The sequence below is a fragment of the Arcicella rosea genome, from assembly GCF_014204325.1.
GTDB lineage: Bacteria > Bacteroidota > Bacteroidia > Cytophagales > Spirosomataceae > Arcicella > Arcicella rosea_A.
Genome location: NZ_JACHKT010000017.1, coordinates 66,066 through 85,088, shown reverse-complemented (window position 1 = coordinate 85,088; position 19,023 = coordinate 66,066). Strand labels below are relative to the sequence as shown.

The window sequence follows — 19,023 nt, the reverse complement described above, 5'->3', positions numbered from 1 at the left end:
ATGAATAATCATGAATCATATAATCTGTTTCTCAGGTGGTCATAGTTCTGGTTTAGTAGCGATAGAAGTAGTAAGACGCTTTGGTAAAGAGAACGTTATTTTACTGAATCACAATCTTAATCCAATCACAGAGTTGCCAGACATTAAGCGGTTTAAAAGTCAGCTATCGGAATATCTAGGTATAGAAATTACTTACGCCAACATTGATAACATCCAAAACGATTACGAATTACCTGACCAGTTTGACGTATCAATAAAGTCTAAGAGTTTTATCAATGCAAATCGGAATATGTTATGTACCTCAAGACTAAAAACAAAGCCTTTTGAAGACTGGATAGATAATAACACTTATGAAAACCACAATCTGTTTTTTGATAGGTATTTAAAGTCAGAAACCGTGATTTACTATGGTTTTGATGCCACCGAAGATGAGCGAGTAATGCGACGGTATGAGAAGATTAAAAGCATGGGACTAAAGTCTGATTATCCGCTAAAGTTCTGGAAAAATCGTACAATATTCTCAACCTCGGAATTAGGCATTAAACCTCCCATAGTTTATGATTTTTTCAAACACGCTAATTGTATTGGATGTTTGAAGGCTGGTTTACAGCATTGGTATGTTGTATTTTGTTTGTATCCAAAGATTTTTGAAAAGGCTAAGTCGACTGAAAAAATAATAGGATTCTCAATCAAAATGGTAAGTACAAAAGGTATTAAAAAGCCAATTTTTTTAGAGCAGCTTGAACCAATTTTCAAGAAGATGCGAAGTGACCATATACCAGCCACTGAGCATTATCCACATTTCAAGAAAGTCTTTGCAAAGTATAAAATAGTAGAAAATTATGAACCCATTCCGTGCGACTGCGGAAGCTATTAATTCAAACTCAATGGAAATACTATTGTCAGCCCTAGAACGGCAAATAAAGATGGAAAAATTTCGGGTCGATAAAAGAGAAATGATGAAGCAAAATCCCATTTGCTTTAATGAGCCATTACAAGATTCACATCCCCAATATTTAGAAGAACTCAAAAAGGGTTATGCCATCTAAGCATATTTTAATAACCCAATTGAAGCAAGGACAGAATTTGATTTAGCTGAAAAATTTAAACCATTATTTAATCAATTACTTACTCAGCTAAGGTTTCATACTATTTCTGGTAAAGATGAAGCCGAGACAGTGAAGCACATGGTAAATATTGTTGAGCAATTTTTTCATGATGAATTTATTCCAGAATTAGAAACAAAAACGTAAAACAAATGAAGTCCCCATGCCAACCTACTGGAGCAAAAAAAACACTAAAAATACTAGAAAAATGGAAAATGTAAATCAAAATTCAGAAGGCATTAAAACAATTACAGCATCGAAGGCTAGGGAATTGTCAGAACAGAATCAAGAAAAAAACTTAGAGCTTCTTTTCACAAGTATTAATTATGCTATTAAGGAAGGGCGTTATTCTATGCCTTCTCGTTTAGGTTTGAATATTAATCAGTTGAATGAATTACTGAGTTTGGGCTATGGAATTAAGAAACATAATGACCCAATGACTTTCGATGAAGTAATTGTCATTTCTTGGTAGCCTAAAAAGGCACAAAGATTGTAATAAAAGGAAGCTTCAAAACTATCAGAATAATGGAAAATCATGGGAAAATTAATATCACAAATAAAATGGAAGATTTCCATAGAAAAAGCAAGAATTAAAGAGAGGCAGTTCATACTTGATAATAAAGATGAACTATTATCCCCTCAAAAAATTCCCCCAATAAATCCTGAGTATTTGGAAGAATTGGAGAACACTTTACCAATGCTTGAATATCTGAATTCACCATTAAATGATTGGCGTTTTCCAAGCCGTGAGCGAAAAAAACCTGCTCCTCCTATATGCCTAGAACCTCTTTTGATTAGAATGAGGTTACACGCAAATGATTTTGTAAGACATCCAGAAAGATTTGATGAAACAATTAGAATGATACTTTTTGAAGCACAAAGGTTTTTTCATGAAAAATTCAAACCTGATTTAGAGGATAGTCATTTGATTCAGAAAGATTTTACCCCAGACACCAAGCAAATCAATATCTCTGTTGAAGGAAATATTGAAGAATTGAATGTTGATACTTGTGATAAAGTAACTGTGTCTGGAAACGTTAAACATATCTTTACAACTAGCGGAGATGTAGATGTAAATGGTAATGTAGCATTGGGTATTCAAACGGTTTCGGGTGATGTTGATTGTGGGGACGTTTCTGGCTCAATTTCAACTGTATCGGGTAGCGTTAAGCATAGACGACCTAATTGATTCAAAACATTTAATTTTCACAAAATGAAGGAAAATAGCTTTACCTATGCAACAATAAAAGCAATAGTAATAATTTATGCTTTTCTGTTTAACAAGCAATTGGACTCTTATCAATTCCAACTTGATATTAAGAAACGGTGGATAAATCTGAAAAAGAGTACATTTTGTGTGCCTCAGTTTGGTTTGATGATGGTGTTGTTACTTATCATCATCAACCCAAAAATATCAAATCTGGATTTGTGGTATCAGGACGAAGGCATCATAATTGTTTTTACACTGTGTCTGTTTTCACCGAAGACCCCAAAAGTAAAGCCTCAAAAAGCATAACACAAGGTTTTCTTACCAATACCGACAGATTTGTAGATAGAAAGGAAGCCGCCAAAATTGCTTTTGAGGCTGGGCAAGTTCCTGAACTTTATGAGCAATTGATAAGCGAGCATCTTTATTGATGAGCAAGTATTTTAATCAAAAATTTGGGGTACTATTAATATTAGTAGTACCCCAAATTTATAATCAATATTGTTTTAAAAATGGATAATATATATAAACATCCCATTACCTATCTTAACCCATTGATTCATTTAAACGCCATTATAAAGGAAATAATTGATGAAATAGAAAATGAAAAATTTTACCTTATTTTTTTCAATGAATGGGGCCATTTCCCAAATACTTTTGATAATGAGCAGATACCAAACACAGAATTTATATAAAAATGATAACTATAATCAAGAAAATACTTTGGCTTCCTATCAAACTATTTGGAGCAATACTTCTTTCAAGTATGATAATTGATGTTTTGAAACAATACTATCAAGTAAACAACTTTAAGTATTTTAAAAAAGGTGAAGTTGTAAGGTTGAATTGTTTAAGATTTGCTACTGATAATACAGGAATCATAATTGAATTTGAAGAATCTTTGATGAAAATTAGTAATGTAATTATCGAAAACAATCTACAATATGTTCAATTTCAAGATACTGACAGCGATAAATTCAGCAGTACAATTTGTAGGAAATTATATTGGTATGAGCGGTTTCCTGTATGGAAAATCAAACTCAAAATTTTGTATCGTTCATTGTTTTCTGAGGATAAGAATTGTCGGATAAAATATCATGACGATGATAGAGTATCAAGGTTGCTTTCAAGAACGGAAGCAAAAAGTTTACAACAGATTTACGGCGGAAAAGTATTTATTGACTTTACAAATTTTAAAATCAGCGATTTATAAAACATAACCATTGATAAAATGACAAAGCTCACAGAAAAAGAAATAGAATTTAAGAATTTACTCATTGAATTTCTCTATGACAATGCTTTTAAAAATCAAATAGACGTTTCCGATGAAGAAGCAATTGAGTTTATTGAAAAACTTAGTGAAAAAGGTATCACAATTGATGAAAATCGAAAAAAAGAAAGCTTACCAACATCGGAATGGGAATTGCTACATGAGAATTTTATTAAGAATTATTGGGAAGGTGTAATGCTAAAAGAACAAGAAAAATATCAAGAAGAAGAATTTCTTAGAATAAGAGTAAATGACGAAATGAGAGCTTTCCCTTTGAATCCATTTCCTCATCCAGCATTACTACAAAGCCTTATGGAAGCTATATCACCTTATTTTCCTGAATCTGATAACGATATTTTATTGCGAACGCCTTATGCGGTGCATGGGTATCAGTCAAGCAATGATGATAAATCTTAATTCAGTTATAAAGTAAAAAGCCAAATCGTTTTCCTGAAATCAAGAAAACGATTTGGCTCTTTATAGTACCTTGAGAAAAAATACTACAATGTAGCTATTACTAGCTTTCCTTTTGAAGTTTTGCGATTAGCCTTTCTTGACTTAATGAAGTCACTAAACGCTTTTTCATCCGTTTTTTTAGTGTTACCATCGCTGCAACTACTATTAATTAAAAAGTCTTCTGTTTCGAGTTTTTTAAAATTTGGTTTCATCGGGAAAATATCGTTTAACAAGCTTGAGAGAATTAGGAGTATCAATAAACATTCTTAGTCCACTTCCAAACCTTTCAGAACGCTACTTTAGCACTTAGAGTAATTATTATTCTAAATCAGATTTAAGCCCAGTTCTTTTAAAAATTCATTGTGTTTTGCGGTATTCATTTCTATGCTTTTGTTTATCTCCATTAGTTTGGTATTTACGTCATCTAAGTTAATTTGCACTTCGTCTATTGATGTACTTACATAACGAGAGATATTCAGATTGTAACCATTATTTTCGATTTCATCCATTGATACCCTTCGTGCATATCTTTCAATATGTTCGGGTCTGAACTGGTAGGTATCTATAATTTTTTGAATATCGTTTGGTTCTCCATTTTCACCTTCTCTTAGCGTATTTTGTCTTTTCCCTTTCTCAAAATTTTCACTCGCATTGATAAATAATACATCATCATGCTTTTTACATTTCTTCAAAACCAAAATACAAACTGGAATCCCTGTAGAATAAAATAAGTTTGAAGGTAAGCCAATTACAGTGTCTATATTATTATCTTTTAGCAACTTGGTTCTGATTCGTTCTTCAGCTCCACCACGGAACAATACTCCGTGTGGTAGGATGATAGCCATTGTACCCTCTTTTCCCAAGAAGTGAAAGCCGTGTAATAAGAAAGCAAAGTCTGCTGCTGATTTGGGTGCTAAACCATAGCTTTTGAAACGAAAATCATCCGCTAAGGTATCATTGGGTTCCCATCTTAAACTAAACGGTGGATTAGCTACAATGGCATCAAATTCAACTTTTTTACTTGGATTCATTTCATTGAGTATATCCCAGTTATTCTCAAGTGTATCTCCATGAAATATTTCAAACTCGGTATCTTTCATACCGTGTAAAAGCATATTCATTCGGGCAAGGTTGTAGGTAGTAATGTTCTTTTCTTGACCATATATTTTGCCAACACTTCCACCGCTGTCTTTGATTCGCTTTCTTACATTTAGTAACAATGAACCCGAACCACACGCCATATCTAATACCTTATTTAGTTTTTTCTTCTTTCCTGTCTTTGGCTCTTGACTATCTAAGGTTACAATTTCTGATAAAATGGTAGAAATTTGCTGTGGCGTATAAAACTCACCTGCCTTTTTACCTGAGCCAGCGGCAAACTGACCAATCAAATATTCATAGGCATCACCTAGTGCATCTGAATCCCTAGAAAAATCTGTAATACCTTCAGCAATTTTCTGAATAATAGTACAAAGTTTTTTATTCCGCTCTATGGCTGTTTTACCGAGCTTTTCAGAATTCAAATTGATTTCAGAAAATAAGCCTTGAAATGAACCTTCAAATGACTCATTTTCGATATAATTGAAACCAGCTTCTAGGGTTAATAATAATTCATCATGTTGGGTTCGTGCTAATTCTGTAATGTTGCTCCAAAGGTGTTCCGGCTGAATTACATAATGCACCTTTCTACGCATCTGTTTTTCAAATTCAGGTATATCTTCTCCATTTTCTGTGTACCAAATCTGTAAAGGTGAATTAACCTTTAGTTGCGACATTACATCTATAGGCGTATTATCTGGATAATCCGAACCCAGTTCCTTTTTGGCAGCTTCTTCGTAGTTGTAAGATAAGTACCTAAGGAAGAGGAATGAAAGCATATAATCTCGAAAATCATCCGCATTCATGGCCCCACGTAAATTGTCTGCTATATCCCAAAGGGTTTTCCCTAATTGTTGTTGGTCTTTTTGTGTCATTCTTCTGTTACTTCTGTCGAGTTTTGTGTATTAAATATTTGAGGAAAGTAAAAATCATACTTTGCTAAAAATCCCGCTAATATTCTTTTAAAAAGGTCTTTGTTATCATCGCCCATCTCTACGGGGTCGAAGATGGAATATTTCCCATGACTAAACAATTGCAATGCTCTTTCAAAAAGTACTTCATCTTCCAAGCCATCAATACATTTGTCAATTTTATCGTAACCAAAGAAGGTAGCCGTTTTTTCTAAAATACTCCTTAATGAGTTAAAATGATAAGTGTAAATTCTATTTGTTTCTACAACTTTCTTTAATTCGCTTAATGTTGCTATATGATGAAAGAAAGGAGTATCATTGGTGTCCTGCAAAGAATAACCTTCAGCACCTTTACTATGTAAAAAATAACGTTTGTTTTTTACCTTTCTACCAAACTCATTGTAAAGTACATTAAAAAATAAGCTATGATGAGTTGAGATGACCGTTTTAATCTCGATGCCTTCAGTAGTTAGGAGTTTGCATAAATCGCAGGCTACGGCAATGGCATTATTTTCGTCGAGTGATGAAATAGGGTCGTCAATATAAATATACTTTACCCAACTGTATGCTGGGTCTTTGTCGATTACCAACTGGCAAATAGCCAGAAAAAAACACCAAATAAACAGCGTTTCTTCTCCTCTGGATATTTTAATATTTTGAACTGTTTGCTCGTTTCCATCAACAATTATACTTCTTGAAAAAGCCACAGTCGATGCCTCATAATCAATATAAAATTGTAAATCGACATAATTACTGAAAAACGATTCAATTTTGACATCCAAATCTAATTCGTGTAAACCATCAAAAAAAACTGAATTTGAATTCAGTCTAAAAATTCGGTTCGTGTCATTTTCTAAATCATTATTCCAAGAAAACAAATCTTCTGTAAAGGCATTAAAATACAAAGTATCTCTACTTGTTACGTTGCCTTCTTCATCAAACTCTTTACCTATTTGCTTAAACTCCATAGATAGTCTGGTTTTTCCTGTTCTGTTATGAGCAAAAAATAACACCAAATCTTTCATGGGTCTATGGTCGCCTGTCAAATCTTTTCTGAAATGCTGGGCAATCTCTGTCAGGTTTGTAAAATTGGTTATCGTGCTCATACATTAATCATTAATTTTCGGAAACAACCCTTGCATCAATCCTTGTTTATGCAACTTCAATTGTGCTATTTTTTCTACTTGCGCAGTGATTAATTCATCCAATGAAGAAAGACAGGAGGCAATTTTTTGTTGTTCTTCAATTTTTTTTGGAACTATTAATTCTATTTCTCTTAAAGTATCCAATCCAATTCTTTTTCTTGTTGAACCTGTCGCTTTTTTTTCAATAACTTCTCTTATCCGTTTTGAATTTATTAATGAATAAATGAAGTACTTTGAATATTCTTTCTCATCAACAACTAATCTTATTCCGTCAGAAGCCATAACACATCTTTTCAGACTATTTGGAATAATACAAGCTCTTCCAACAGGATCTCCCATTTTAGATAGAATTACATCTCCTGCATAGATATTACAACTTAAAAGTTCGTCTGCTTTTTCAGGAGAAGTATATATTTTGTTATCATCATTAAACTCACCATCTCCAATATTTTGAAGTTGAATTATTCTAATTCCAACTGTAGTGTAATCACTGGCTTTAAGGTTTGAGCCAAATGGGCCACCTGTAAAGCTCCATTTAGCGTTCTTATCTGCTGTATCAATTAAACTCTTCTCCACCCACTCCCCATCATTCTTAAATTCAGGAAACCGATACTTAGGCACTGTCTCACCATCTTGCGGAAAAAGGTTTTGCATTAAGCCTTTTTTGTGTTCATTGAGTAATTCTAACTTTTGGCTGTTGGTGGCTATCACTTCATCTAAAGATGAAAGACAGGATGCTATTTTTTGTTGTTCTTGTAATGTGGTATGAAACAATTTTGAATTATAAACAATATCACTACTTATGTTTTGAACAATACCACCGGCTGAAAGTCTTTTATATTGATTTTGCATAAAATCCGAATTCAGCAATTGTAATAGAAACGATTTATTGAAGTGTCTCTCATATTTACGAAGTACAAACCAGCCATCATAAATACAGCCTTCTAATGCCAATTTATATGTTTTTCCAAAACTCATAGAATTTGCTAAAATCAATTCCCCTTTTTCAACTTTTCTTGATTTTTCAGCACCTTCTCTTGTAATTTTCTCCTCAACTTGATAAATTACTGAGTTTACAGCATTTTTAGTATCTCCAATTTTTATCCAATTAACTCCAGATTCATCTTTTGTCAAGAATTCCTGAATCGGTCTTGGTGAACTTCCTCTATCAAGTTTAATAAAACTTGAAAACTCTTTTAAATCCCATCCTTCATCTTTATTAAACTCAGGAAAACACAATTTAGGTATTAATATATCTTTACTCATTTTCTAATTCTGTGGCGTTTATTTCGTTCAGTACTACGGCTTGCAATGCATTTTTCGGTAGTAGTAATTGGCATTCTGCTCCAACCTTTGGTTACGGCCTAATTGGCGTAATATGCAATGACTTCAAGCGACTGAATCTTGTTGATTAACAGCAAATTGTGTCTATTTACCTGTTTTGCAATCAGGGTTCGGGCAGTCTTGATTTGACTGATTGCCTGATGTAAAATCTCGGTATAATCAGAATCGTTAAAAACAGTTTGAGGTTTGTTGGTCATGTCTAAAATTCTATTCATAAGCAGATAAACCGCCAATTTCTGAGTCTTGAGCCAATTTTTTTAATTGTGGTACTAAATCTGCCATTAGTTCCAATTCTTTTACTCTTCGTGCTTTCCAGTTCAACGCTAAAGGTGCTAAAAGGTCGGTGAGTTTTTCTCCATCAAAAATCATTCGGCTTATAATTTTTTCAACAAAGCTTTTCAGTTCAGCCGTTTGCAAACCATGTTTCTGTGCAATCGTCGCCAGTTCTTTGTTACATTTTTCATCTTTAAAATTTTCGTAGCCTTTTCGAAGCGATTCTACATCCTTTCCACTGTTCCAATCTAAACTATTGATGTATTCTGTTAAATTTTCTTGTTCGTCCATCAAGTTGGCATTAGCACTCAGCAAGCTAATTACCTGAGCTTTGGTCATTCTCTGCCTAGAAGGTTTTCTTTGTGTATTATCTGCAATCAAATTCATGATGTAGTCATAATCAATAACGGCAGAGGCAAACAATACAAATTCAAAGTCTAATTGTTGAATTTCTGGAGGTGTATTATCACTAACTTTCTGTTGTATTTCTCTTAATTGTTTAGCCGTTTCAATGTACGAACTTCTGAACTCCTGCAAAGTTTCAGTAGGAAGGATAGCCTCAATTTTTGACTTTTGTTCGTCGGCTAAATCTGTGTATTGGTCAAGCTGAGTTTTAAGTCTTTGAACCTCCTTGAAGTTTTTTACAAAAGTAATTCTAGCAGCATCTCCTTTTAGGTTATAAACCTCATGTGGTTCAGTTTCCAGATTATGTTCTTCCATAAATACATTCAAAGCTTCTACTGCTTTTTCGTACTTATCAATCATGGTAGGAGCAGTTTCAACTAACCAAATTTGATTAGCTTTACCATCGTCCTCTCCCGAGAAAAGCGTAATAGCATCATTAACGGCATCTTGCTGAGAACGAAAATCTAAAATATTACCGTAGGGTTTAGTATCGTTTAAAACACGATTAGTTCTTGAAAATGCTTGAATTAAGCCGTGGTATTTCAAATTCTTGTCAACATACAAAGTATTCAAGTATTTACTATCAAACCCAGTGAGCAACATATCAACCACTATTGTAATATCAAGTTTTTCTTTGTGCGAAAGCTCTTTATTAGTCCATTTCTGGTCTTTAATACGCTTTTGCACATCCTGGTAATACAAATCAAATTCGTTGATACTGTGGTTAGTTTTAAATTGTTGATTATAGTCCTCAATAATTTCTGTTAACGCTTTTTTCTTCTCTTCTGGGTTTTGTTTGTTATCCTCACGTTCTTGTACTAAATCATCCTGTAATTGCTTAATGTCAGCAGAATTTTTCTGACTTTGTTGGCTTTCTTGTTTTGCCATCAACTGAGCAGGTGGCGAGAACACACAAGCGATATTTAAAGGGATATAATTAGGATTCTCAGAATGTTTCTTTTTTTGAATTTCCTTAAACAATTGGTAGTAGTCAATAGCATTATTGATACTAGCTGTTGCTAAGACGGCATTAAACTTTCTTGAATTGGTAGCAGCATCGTGTTTGTCTAAAATTGCTTCAACGATTGCCTTTTGAGTTAAGGATTCGCCTGACTTTAGTTTATTTTCTCCTTTTCCCTTGAAATAGTCAACATGAAATTTTAAAACATTTTTATCCTCAATAGCATGGGTGATAGTGTAGGCGTGTAATTGCTTTTCGAATATATCTTTCGTTTCCTTGTATTTAGCTTCTTCACCATTTCGTTGGATGTAAGTTGCATTGCTTTCAAAAATAGGAGTACCAGTAAAGCCAAATAATTGAGCATTTGGAAAAAACTCTTTAATTGCTTTATGGTTGTCGCCAAATTGTGAACGATGGCACTCGTCAAAGATAAAAACGATACGCTTTTTTCTTAAAGGTTCTAATCGCTCTTTGTAATTTTTACTTTGTGAGCCATCTAAAGCTAAACCCAATTTTTGAATGGTGGTAACAATCACTTTATCTGCATAATCACTAGATAGTAACCGTCTTACCAACGACTCAGTATTAGTGTTTTCTTCAACACTTCCTTCTTGAAATTTATTGAACTCTTCACGAGTTTGTCTGTCGAGGTCTTTTCGGTCAACAACAAACAAGCATTTATCAATTTCAGGATTGTCTTTCAGGAGGGTTGAAGCCTTAAATGATGTCAACGTTTTGCCACTACCAGTTGTATGCCAAATATACCCATTGCCTCTATTTTGTTGAATACAGTTAATAATCGCTTTGACAGCATAAATTTGGTATGGTCGCATAACAAGCAACTTTTGTTCACTTTCTACCAAAACCATGTACTTACTTATCATACTGCCCAGTGTACACTTGGTTAGGAATCTTTCAGTAAACAAATCAAGATGTGTAATTTTCTTGTTGTTTTCGTCTGACAATTGATAAATGGGCAAAAACTGTTCGTCTGCATTAAAGGCAAAATGCTGATTCTTGTTATTTGCAAAATAATAAGTGTTGGTTCTGTTGCTCACGATAAACAACTGCATATAACAAAGCAGAGAATTACCGTAACCGTTGCCCGGTTCGTTTTTGTAATCTACAATTTGTTGCATAGCCACACGTGGTGAAATCCCTGAATTTTTCAGCTCGATTTGCACCACAGGTAAACCATTAATCAATAAAATAATGTCATATCGCTGATGACTATTTTCCGAATTAATCCGTAATTGACTGATAACTTCAAAGTCATTTTTACACCATTCTTTGTTATTGACCAAAGTGTAGTGCAAAGGCGTTCCGTCTTCACGTTGAAAGTATTGTCTTTCACGTAAAAGTTTAGAAGCTCTGAAAACATCAGGTTCAATGATTTCTTCTCTAAGTCTTAAAAATTCGTTCTCTGACAATCGAACACGATTAAGGGCTTCAAACTTAGTTTTGAAATTTTGTTCAAGGCTTTTTCTATCGATAATGTCATATCGATAAAAATATTTTAGCCCTTTTAGTTGTTCGATTAGATTTTCCTCTATTTGGTTCTCTCTACTCATTATTTCTATTTCAGTAAATCTTTGGCATTAACGTTTAAAATATTGGCTATTCGATATAAATCCTCAATGCTTGGTTGTCTTACATTTCGGGAATACTCGTTAATTGTGTTGTAACTTTTGTCCAACTTCAAGGCAAGCCAAGTTTGCGAAATACCTTTTTCTTTCAAAACTTCTTTAATACGGTTCATTTGAGCCTGAGGAATATTTAATTGGTCAAAGATAGCAAATATACACTGTCATATAATGAAAAAAATCACAATAATATCGTGAACATGAAGGTTGTATTATTCCAGTCATTCAGAATGAGCATATTAATGTAAAAAACAGAGAATGGGTAAACTTGGATAATAAGCTTAGGGATAATTTTTTTGTTACTACAGAATTATGTCTTTTTATATCAAAGTTATATATGGTTTGGCTTTGGAAATGCTCAAAGCTATATAAGAATACTCATCACAATAGACTAGAAGAGGTTTAGCCAACGCTCTTTAAACAGAGTTATTAACATTATAAACCAATTAAAAAATTCAATACAAATACTACACTAAAACTTATTTCTTTTGAAAATTTGAAACCCAAAAAATACCGCTCATAACTATAATGCGAACTTCATATAACTATGGTGAAAATTATTGATGTTGAATGATGAAAGACATAAATTTATGACAAACAAACTATACAAATATTCCTTACAATCTTAACTAACACAAAAAACTAAAATCATGGAAAAAATTTTCAACAAACAACTCAAAAAATCAAACACAGTATTTTCAAATATTGTAAAGGCATTTTTATTAATTCTATTAATAATTGCTTGTAGTAAAAAGGCTGAGGAGTTAACTCCTTCATCGCCTAATCCCACATCGCCTACTCCTCCATTTACAACTCCTCCGAAGGAATATCCTGATTTTAATAAATTGGGTTACTCAACTAATATTGGAACTGGGAAATACGCAGATGTAGCTTCTTTGGGATCACCTGTTATCAATCTGAAAGCTTTTTATGATTCCGAACAGAATAGAATTGAAATTACAAATCTTTCGACTCAAGAGAATATCATATTAGCAGGAGAAAATGCTTTAAGCTTGTCCAAAAGCATATCAGGAAAATTAAAGGTTTCAAAAGGACTTGGTTTGTTTAAAGCATCTATTTCATATTTTGATTCAACTTCTTTTAATTCTGATTATATATATTCATCTTATAATTTGCAGATTAGACAAAAGAGGATTTATACAAGTGCTTCAACTGAATTACTGAGAAAATACTTAACCAATGAATTCATATTAGATTCCAAGACCCAATCACCAGCCGATTTGGTAAAGCATTATGGAACACATGTAATCAAAGACTTAATTATTGGAGGTAAATTTGAAGCTGTCTATAAGGCAAAAACATCAAGCGTTGATAGAAGAGGGGCTGCGAGTGCTGGTGTTTCAGCAGCCATAAAAAAACTATTTGACCTCAATGTCTCAGGTGGGTACAACTCATCCTATGCTGAAACTAACTCAAATCAACAACTTTATTATTATGCTGTAGGTGGACTGAGTAATATATCTTTGAGCGGTTCTGTGGAATTAGGGTCAACAATAAACAGGTATTTAAACACAAATGAATGGCAAAAGTCTGTAACCCCTGAAAATTCTGTAATGATTGACTTTGGAAGTTCTGAAAGTTTAATACCACTAGATGAATTGATACCAGATGCTACTAAGGCAGATGAAGTAAAACAATACATTGAACAGTATCTGATTGATAACCAATTAAAAATGGTTGATGCACCACCAGCTGTTTTTCAATATTTTGATGAAACAAGAGCTAATTGGGCTTACAGCTTAAGAGACGAGCCGTCAATTTATGGAAGACTACTACGCCAAGGTGCTGTTTTTAGAGCTTTTGGGACTCAAAGAGATGGTGCTGTTGGAATTAAGGAGTATGAAAGTAGCTCAAATGGTGATTTAATATACACAGCAGAAACAAATCCAACATTGGCAAAAGAATATAAAAATAATGGAATTAAGTTCTATGCTTATAATAAACCAATGCCTGGCACCAAACCTGTATATCAGTTTTTATATTACAGTAAGAAAGGTAATAAGGTTTATGTTGGACATTACTATTCACTAAGTAACACTTATCCAGGCTCACAAAATTGGCACTACGACGGTGTGGCTTTTTATGCTTATGAATTATAAAAACTTATTCCTATAAAACCAGTACAAATCTTATAAAAAAGTAAAGCCACTTATCTAGCAATAAGTGGCTTTTTGTTAATGCGTTACAGTTCTAATATGACAATTTTTGTATTAGTTAGTTGTTCTTGGGTAGCAGTTAGTTGTTAAGAAATTTTAGATTAAAAATTTGTTCTAAAACCTGAATCTCTTCTTCAAAGAATGTCTTCTTTGACCAAAAAAAATCAGGAAGTTTTCCTTTGACTCCTGAACTTTCAAGATGGCTATTAAACGTTTTTCTGTTTGAATAACCCATGTAAAATCTTATTTGTTTTTTTGAAATTATACGTCCCATAGTAAGATTAATGCTTATCGTTACCATATCGTTTCGGTTTCGTATCCAAAGCGTTTCAAGTATTTTAAGCGGAATTTATTTTATACAACTTTGAGAAATAAAAAGGGACGTAGGGGTATGTAATTAGTTTTATTGTTTTTGGGGAAAATCAATAGCTTAAAATTACATATTTCCTACGCTTTTTCAATATAAATAGAAGGAAATGTTCGGATTTGATTTAGAAAATTTCAAAAAAAAGCTTGATGTAGTAGAATCTACACTAGCTGAAAGTACATTTGAATTTGAAGTAGATGATATTTTAGTCATCGTTTCACACAATAAGGTCATCTATCTTAATTGGAAGGTAGAGCCAACACCCGATGAGTTGATGGCAGCTATCAATGAAGCTTTTGAATTGTTAGTAATTCAGACCAAAGAGAAGCGTGAAACATCTGTGAAAGAACTTTTGTCAAATGTACCACACCCAGTAAAGTCTATCCTTGAAAGACAGTATTCAACCCTTTTAAACTAATTCAAAATGGGACAGATAGGCACAAGAGTAACTGACGAATTTGAGAAGGAATTTGTATTAGAAGCCGCTTCAAAAGGAAAAAACAAATCAGATTACTTGAAAGAAATTATAGATGCCAGACATACTATTGATTACTTGAAAAATAATGATGGGTTGTTGATTATACTTACAAAAGACACGCTAGCACGCTTTCAATATTTTGCAAGTTTGCAAAGCTTAGAAGTTGATATTTGGGTAAGGAATTTGCTAACCAAAATGCACTTTGACAACGACGGAAATCCGTGTACAGAGACTTCTATTTTTCAAAAACCCGAAAATGATATTCAAAGTGCTGGTTTACAAGTGTCTGCAAATGTAAACACAGGTGTAAACGAGCCTGTTAACAGCCGTAAACAGCAAATTTTACAAAATTTGTCTGAATTTGTTTACAGTGAATTTTGGGATGTATCCAACAGGTTTTATCAGAACTCAAGGCAAGGATTAATTTCACTTGAGTTTTTGCAAACCATTTTTGATGCTTTGTCTTTAAATACAAAACAAGAAACTAACCTTACCATTGATACACTCAAAATTCTACTAATAAACCTCCAAAATGTCATCAAGTATTTTTATGAATCAAATCAAAAAATAAGTACAGAATTACAATTGCATAAACTAAATTATATGCTATACGAAGACATTGATTTAGAAGAAGTACAAAAGGTTGAATCATTCTTTGAGTTCATAAATACTTTCAAATGAAACAACTTGCAATCGTGGAACACCTCCCCGACGGTTCTACAAGAATAAGTAAAATCCTTGGTGATGGTGATGAAGAATTCTGGCAAAAACAATTTGAAGTAGCACGAGAGGCAATCGAATTTCAAGACAGAATTTCAGACCTAGAAAAGTTCAATACTTTGCATTTGAACTTACTACTCAGTCATTGTATCAAAGCTGGCGTAATCAATAAGCAAAGCATTAATCTTGAACCGCTATTGATGAAGGTCGTAGAAAAGGAAGTGGCAAAAACTGCTTGGAGGTTATCCCGTCGAAAGAAACTAATGCGACAATTCGAGATACAATATCAGGAGCTGTCAGGGACTTTTCAAAAATCAGTTTTTTCACGATTGAAAAGTGAAAGTTTCAAGTGGTTACGAACTTATGTTTTCAAGAGACTTCCCATTCCTTTTCAAAATTTTTACAATACATTAAAACAATTAACCAAATAGGTATATGTCATTTTTGGATAAATTAAAAAGAGCAACAGAGACTGTAAAAGGCACAGGTAACGCTTTAAAAACTGCCGCTAATGCCTTTGAAGGATTATCGCAAAACCCACATCCATATCAAGGCATGATGGGCAATCCTACAACCTCAAGAGGTAGTGCAGGTCAACTCAGAAACTATCAATATCAAGAACCAGAAAGTCGGTATGAAGAACAGGAACAAGAAGAAGTTCACTACCATCAGCCACAGGTGGTAGAACGTGAGGTTTCAGAAGCTTTAATGTTATCATTTAGAAAGCGAGCGACCGTCAAAACTGATATGATTATTCTACAATTGCAAAGAAAGTACCTATATCAAAAGGTATTGGCTAAAGTAGTCATTCAAAATAAAGGTGACGATGAAACTGCAAGAATTCATCAGGATATTGATGAAGATGAATTTGCAGAATTATCAAAGGATGTTCAGAAAATTTTAAGAAATCAAAGGCATTTACGGGCCATTGAAAACTTTAAAATTGAAGATTATTTCAAAGAATCCTGCATAGAATATTTTGTGATGGAATTTGAAGAAGATTACCGTAATGGGATTGCTCCAGATTTTAAGGATATTAATCCTATTCAGCTAATGATGATGAAAATGCAGGAGCCTTTCACGCAGCTTGTTGCTGATTATGTAGTCGATTACGCACTCGAATTAAAACCTAAAATCATAGAAGGGGCAACAGCACTAAAAACCAAATACATAGATGGTGCTATCAAAAAAGTTACAAAAAACCAAGAATCTCCAGACCCCAAAATGGTTTTAATGGATATTGTTAATACACAAGCTCAAAGCAACCAAATTAATGTGCAAAATGAGACGGAGCAAGTTGATGATAAGGATATTAACGATAAGTGGGCTGAAAGTGAATTAAAACGAAATGAGGAAGTAGCCGAAAATACAAATCCTAGAATCGTCTTTCCACAATTTACAAAAGGGCAAGATTTTGATTTTGATAATGAACAGCCTGAAAATGAATTAGAATAAAGATGGATAAGCCAGAATTACAAAGTTTTAATTGGCTGATAATCGGTAGCCAGAGGACAGGAAAAACTGTTTCTGCTCTGTTCGCAGCAGCTACGTTACAAAGAGTAGCTTTTAAGCACGGAAAAACGAAAAGGGTTATCATATTCAATCCACAGGAATACAATCCTATGTTTTCGACAAAATCAAAGCTTCAAGAAGCTGTTTCTTTGATTCAACCGGGTTGGAAAATGCCAGGATTATTTCATAAAATTCCTTGTAGTAAAATTCTTCAAGTTGCTAATGCAAAATCTAATCTGTTTGACTGGATTGTAGTAACAGATGGGGAGTTGCAAGATTTTGTTAATCAAGCACACAACTTGCTAGATTTCATCATCATCTTTGACGATTTAAACAATGTAATCAAGGGTAACCTTACATCAAGAAAATTTCAACATTTATTTACGATTTTGGCAGGTAATAGAATTAAGTGCAACGAAGTTTTTTTTACCTACCATACTTTTCACCAAGTACCTCCAAGTCTCTGGACATACTTTCAGAGAGCTATCGTAAAAGAAACCGATGACGATAAAGACGGTATCGGTTTCAAAAAGATTCAAAAAGGAAGAGACGTTCTTACAAAGGCACAAATGCAAGTCAGAGCGATGAACCAAGTGGCTAATCATCCAAACAGATTAAGGCTTTCAGAGCTAATTGTATGGCTAAATGAAGCCTACATTTTTGAACCTAAAAACGGTGAATTAATCACCAAAATCGGTAACGTATATCATAGGGCGGTCGGAGATGATGTTGAACCTTTAGTACCTTAAACCATGTATCCAGAGCTTTGTATTATCATCAGTGTAGGGATTTTCCTAATAGTATTTTTTGTAATTATTGCCATCAGAAAACTTTTAAAATGAACAAAGTCGATAAAAAACCAACTACGAATAAGGTTCATTTAAAAACCTTGGCAATAGAACATGAAATTCACTGTGATACTTATATTGCAATCATGGAGCAATTTGATAATTTTTTGTGGATTACTTATAGGTTCAAAATTGAAAATCTAAAGGGAAAAGCTCTAATGCCTTGGCAAGTACACCTTTTAAGAAAGCTTAATCCAACCGATTATGAAATAAACTCAATGGTAGAGTTGAAGGAATTCGACGATTGGCATCAATGGATGTCAAATGTGATGATTATTTGTGCAGATAGACGAGTAGAGTCTAAAAATATGATGATTTTATGCTCACATAAACCAGATGAGTCTAAAATGGTTGAATAGAGCTTGATTCAAACGAATGTAGTCTATACCTCAAGATGCCCTAAAAATACAATATATAGATTTGTTCAAATAAAATTCAAATCGCAATTAAACAAATCTTACAATAATGGCAAAAAAGTTTCAATTCATTAAGGCTAATGTAGGTGAAGTACTCTCAATCAACGGAGGGACTTTGACAAAAACCCTTAAAATCCACGCTTTTAAAGAGGTGGATACAGAAAATTATGTTTACGGTTGGGAAGGAGATGTTGCTGGAAACTTCCATTTCTTCAACAAAACTAGCTTTAACCTTACCCCGAAAAAGTCAATCAATGGTTTAATGTCTTTTACGGCAACCATCACAGACAGCGTTTACACTGCTGAAAAATTGACTGCAACAGCTTACGCTAACAATGCTGCAACAGGTGAATTTCAGTGGGATACCATCAAGGCAGAAGACATTACAGATGTTCCTACTGACATTGATTTGAAATCAGGCAAGTCAAAAACTGAAACAGATAGTGGTTCTGGTAGTGGTACAGCGAATGATAACCCTAAAACTGCTTCTGCGGCCCTTGCTTCTTTACCAACTTGGTCTTGGTTCTTAATCGTTCCTGCAATTGGTGTACTTGGTTGGATGGCTGTTAAAGCACTAGTAGGCAAAGGGAAAAAGAAAAAGGTCGTATCAAAGTAATCTGAACATTTTAAATCTAAGAAAGGAGTATAGCAATCGTAACGACTGCGATGACTCCTTTTTTTATTTC

Annotated in this window: 21 protein-coding genes; 15 read left to right on the top strand and 6 right to left on the bottom strand. The window is 33.5% G+C overall.

All coding sequences use genetic code 11. The annotated features are described in order from the left end of the window. Positions 1-10 precede the first annotated feature (10 nt). The 7 genes from HNP25_RS12410 to HNP25_RS12380 all read left to right on the top strand — a co-directional run bounded on the left by HNP25_RS12410 (position 11) and on the right by HNP25_RS12380 (position 4,000). Complete coding sequence (locus HNP25_RS12410) at positions 11-877, top strand: adenine nucleotide alpha hydrolase family protein (RefSeq protein ID WP_184134561.1); 867 nt, start codon at positions 11-13, stop codon at positions 875-877. 10 nt (positions 878-887) lie between these two features. Next, a complete protein-coding gene (locus tag HNP25_RS12405) occupies positions 888-1,049 on the top strand; it encodes a hypothetical protein (protein ID WP_184134560.1) in 162 nt (53 codons plus the stop codon). A 265-nt stretch (positions 1,050-1,314) separates the two neighbouring features. Then, a complete protein-coding gene (locus tag HNP25_RS12400; protein WP_184134558.1) occupies positions 1,315-1,578 on the top strand; it encodes a hypothetical protein in 264 nt (87 codons plus the stop codon). A gap of 63 nt (positions 1,579-1,641) precedes the next feature. Then, positions 1,642-2,295, top strand: a complete 654-nt coding sequence (locus tag HNP25_RS12395; RefSeq protein ID WP_184134556.1) for a DUF4097 family beta strand repeat-containing protein — start codon at positions 1,642-1,644, stop codon at positions 2,293-2,295. 137 nt (positions 2,296-2,432) lie between these two features. Further along, entirely contained in the window at positions 2,433-2,744 is a 312-nt protein-coding gene (locus tag HNP25_RS12390) for a Y16D family protein (RefSeq protein ID WP_184134555.1), read from the top strand. Between the two features lie 266 nt (positions 2,745-3,010). After that, positions 3,011-3,526 carry a hypothetical protein gene (locus HNP25_RS12385; RefSeq protein ID WP_184134553.1) on the top strand — a complete coding sequence of 172 codons (516 nt, stop codon included), beginning with the start codon at positions 3,011-3,013 and terminating at the stop codon, positions 3,524-3,526. 18 nt (positions 3,527-3,544) lie between these two features. Continuing rightward, complete coding sequence (locus HNP25_RS12380) at positions 3,545-4,000, top strand: hypothetical protein (RefSeq protein ID WP_184134551.1); 456 nt, start codon at positions 3,545-3,547, stop codon at positions 3,998-4,000. A gap of 83 nt (positions 4,001-4,083) precedes the next feature. Here HNP25_RS12380 and HNP25_RS12375 read toward each other — a convergent pair whose 3' ends face one another. The 6 genes from HNP25_RS12375 to HNP25_RS12350 all read right to left on the bottom strand — a co-directional run bounded on the left by HNP25_RS12375 (position 4,084) and on the right by HNP25_RS12350 (position 11,935). Then, entirely contained in the window at positions 4,084-4,251 is a 168-nt protein-coding gene (locus tag HNP25_RS12375) for a hypothetical protein (protein WP_184134549.1), read from the bottom strand. Between the two features lie 111 nt (positions 4,252-4,362). After that, positions 4,363-6,012, bottom strand: coding sequence for a type I restriction-modification system subunit M (locus HNP25_RS12370; RefSeq protein ID WP_184134547.1), 1,650 nt, complete (start codon positions 6,010-6,012; stop codon positions 4,363-4,365). After that, on the bottom strand, positions 6,009-7,154 hold the full coding sequence (locus tag HNP25_RS12365) for an AAA family ATPase (protein ID WP_184134546.1): 1,146 nt from the start codon (positions 7,152-7,154) through the stop codon (positions 6,009-6,011). Before HNP25_RS12365 ends, HNP25_RS12370 begins: the two co-directional genes overlap by 4 nt. A 3-nt stretch (positions 7,155-7,157) precedes the next feature. Further along, positions 7,158-8,459 carry a restriction endonuclease subunit S gene (locus tag HNP25_RS12360; RefSeq protein ID WP_184134544.1) on the bottom strand — a complete coding sequence of 434 codons (1,302 nt, stop codon included), beginning with the start codon at positions 8,457-8,459 and terminating at the stop codon, positions 7,158-7,160. Positions 8,460-8,744: 285 nt separating this feature from the next. Then, positions 8,745-11,747 carry a type I restriction endonuclease subunit R gene (locus HNP25_RS12355; protein WP_184134542.1) on the bottom strand — a complete coding sequence of 1,001 codons (3,003 nt, stop codon included), beginning with the start codon at positions 11,745-11,747 and terminating at the stop codon, positions 8,745-8,747. A 5-nt stretch (positions 11,748-11,752) separates the two neighbouring features. After that, the gene (locus tag HNP25_RS12350) at positions 11,753-11,935 is read right to left on the bottom strand and encodes a helix-turn-helix domain-containing protein (RefSeq protein ID WP_184134541.1); all 183 of its coding nucleotides are present in this window, start codon (positions 11,933-11,935) and stop codon (positions 11,753-11,755) included. A 534-nt stretch (positions 11,936-12,469) separates the two neighbouring features. Between HNP25_RS12350 and HNP25_RS12345 the strand changes: the two genes are divergently transcribed. The 8 genes from HNP25_RS12345 (at position 12,470) to HNP25_RS12310 (ending at position 18,953) form a co-directional block, all read left to right on the top strand. Further along, complete coding sequence (locus HNP25_RS12345) at positions 12,470-13,939, top strand: MAC/perforin domain-containing protein (RefSeq protein WP_184134540.1); 1,470 nt, start codon at positions 12,470-12,472, stop codon at positions 13,937-13,939. Positions 13,940-14,472: 533 nt separating this feature from the next. Continuing rightward, complete coding sequence (locus HNP25_RS12340) at positions 14,473-14,781, top strand: hypothetical protein (protein WP_184134538.1); 309 nt, start codon at positions 14,473-14,475, stop codon at positions 14,779-14,781. A 6-nt stretch (positions 14,782-14,787) separates the two neighbouring features. Then, entirely contained in the window at positions 14,788-15,522 is a 735-nt protein-coding gene (locus tag HNP25_RS12335; RefSeq protein WP_184134537.1) for a hypothetical protein, read from the top strand. Then, positions 15,519-15,992, top strand: a complete 474-nt coding sequence (locus HNP25_RS12330; protein WP_184134535.1) for a hypothetical protein — start codon at positions 15,519-15,521, stop codon at positions 15,990-15,992. The genes HNP25_RS12335 and HNP25_RS12330 overlap by 4 nt, the downstream gene beginning before the upstream one ends. 13 nt (positions 15,993-16,005) lie before the next feature. Beyond that, positions 16,006-17,016, top strand: a complete 1,011-nt coding sequence (locus HNP25_RS12325) for a hypothetical protein (RefSeq protein ID WP_184134534.1) — start codon at positions 16,006-16,008, stop codon at positions 17,014-17,016. Between the two features lie 2 nt (positions 17,017-17,018). Then, positions 17,019-17,822 carry a hypothetical protein gene (locus HNP25_RS12320; protein ID WP_184134532.1) on the top strand — a complete coding sequence of 268 codons (804 nt, stop codon included), beginning with the start codon at positions 17,019-17,021 and terminating at the stop codon, positions 17,820-17,822. Positions 17,823-17,911: 89 nt separating this feature from the next. Next, positions 17,912-18,280, top strand: a complete 369-nt coding sequence (locus tag HNP25_RS12315) for a hypothetical protein (RefSeq protein ID WP_184134530.1) — start codon at positions 17,912-17,914, stop codon at positions 18,278-18,280. A gap of 106 nt (positions 18,281-18,386) precedes the next feature. After that, a complete protein-coding gene (locus HNP25_RS12310) occupies positions 18,387-18,953 on the top strand; it encodes a hypothetical protein (protein ID WP_184134529.1) in 567 nt (188 codons plus the stop codon). Positions 18,954-19,023: the final 70 nt, after the last annotated feature.

Bases quoted from the DNA above. Each gene is read 5' to 3' on its own strand.
- HNP25_RS12405 (WP_184134560.1), top strand. From the start codon at position 888: ATGGAAATACTATTGTCAGCCCTAGAACGGCAAATAAAGATGGAAAAA.
- HNP25_RS12320 (WP_184134532.1), top strand. From the start codon at position 17,019: ATGGATAAGCCAGAATTACAAAGTTTTAATTGGCTGATAATCGGTAGC.
- HNP25_RS12395 (WP_184134556.1), top strand. From the start codon at position 1,642: ATGGGAAAATTAATATCACAAATAAAATGGAAGATTTCCATAGAAAAA.
- HNP25_RS12410 (WP_184134561.1), top strand. From the start codon at position 11: ATGAATCATATAATCTGTTTCTCAGGTGGTCATAGTTCTGGTTTAGTA.
- HNP25_RS12330 (WP_184134535.1), top strand. From the start codon at position 15,519: ATGAAACAACTTGCAATCGTGGAACACCTCCCCGACGGTTCTACAAGA.
- HNP25_RS12380 (WP_184134551.1), top strand. From the start codon at position 3,545: ATGACAAAGCTCACAGAAAAAGAAATAGAATTTAAGAATTTACTCATT.
- HNP25_RS12400 (WP_184134558.1), top strand. From the start codon at position 1,315: ATGGAAAATGTAAATCAAAATTCAGAAGGCATTAAAACAATTACAGCA.
- HNP25_RS12335 (WP_184134537.1), top strand. From the start codon at position 14,788: ATGGGACAGATAGGCACAAGAGTAACTGACGAATTTGAGAAGGAATTT.
- HNP25_RS12365 (WP_184134546.1), bottom strand. From the start codon at position 7,154: ATGAGCACGATAACCAATTTTACAAACCTGACAGAGATTGCCCAGCAT.
- HNP25_RS12340 (WP_184134538.1), top strand. From the start codon at position 14,473: ATGTTCGGATTTGATTTAGAAAATTTCAAAAAAAAGCTTGATGTAGTA.
- HNP25_RS12375 (WP_184134549.1), bottom strand. From the start codon at position 4,251: ATGAAACCAAATTTTAAAAAACTCGAAACAGAAGACTTTTTAATTAAT.
- HNP25_RS12385 (WP_184134553.1), top strand. From the start codon at position 3,011: ATGATAACTATAATCAAGAAAATACTTTGGCTTCCTATCAAACTATTT.
- HNP25_RS12370 (WP_184134547.1), bottom strand. From the start codon at position 6,012: ATGACACAAAAAGACCAACAACAATTAGGGAAAACCCTTTGGGATATA.
- HNP25_RS12355 (WP_184134542.1), bottom strand. From the start codon at position 11,747: ATGAGTAGAGAGAACCAAATAGAGGAAAATCTAATCGAACAACTAAAA.
- HNP25_RS12345 (WP_184134540.1), top strand. From the start codon at position 12,470: ATGGAAAAAATTTTCAACAAACAACTCAAAAAATCAAACACAGTATTT.
- HNP25_RS12310 (WP_184134529.1), top strand. From the start codon at position 18,387: ATGGCAAAAAAGTTTCAATTCATTAAGGCTAATGTAGGTGAAGTACTC.
- HNP25_RS12350 (WP_184134541.1), bottom strand. From the start codon at position 11,935: ATGAACCGTATTAAAGAAGTTTTGAAAGAAAAAGGTATTTCGCAAACT.
- HNP25_RS12360 (WP_184134544.1), bottom strand. From the start codon at position 8,459: ATGAGTAAAGATATATTAATACCTAAATTGTGTTTTCCTGAGTTTAAT.
- HNP25_RS12315 (WP_184134530.1), top strand. From the start codon at position 17,912: ATGAACAAAGTCGATAAAAAACCAACTACGAATAAGGTTCATTTAAAA.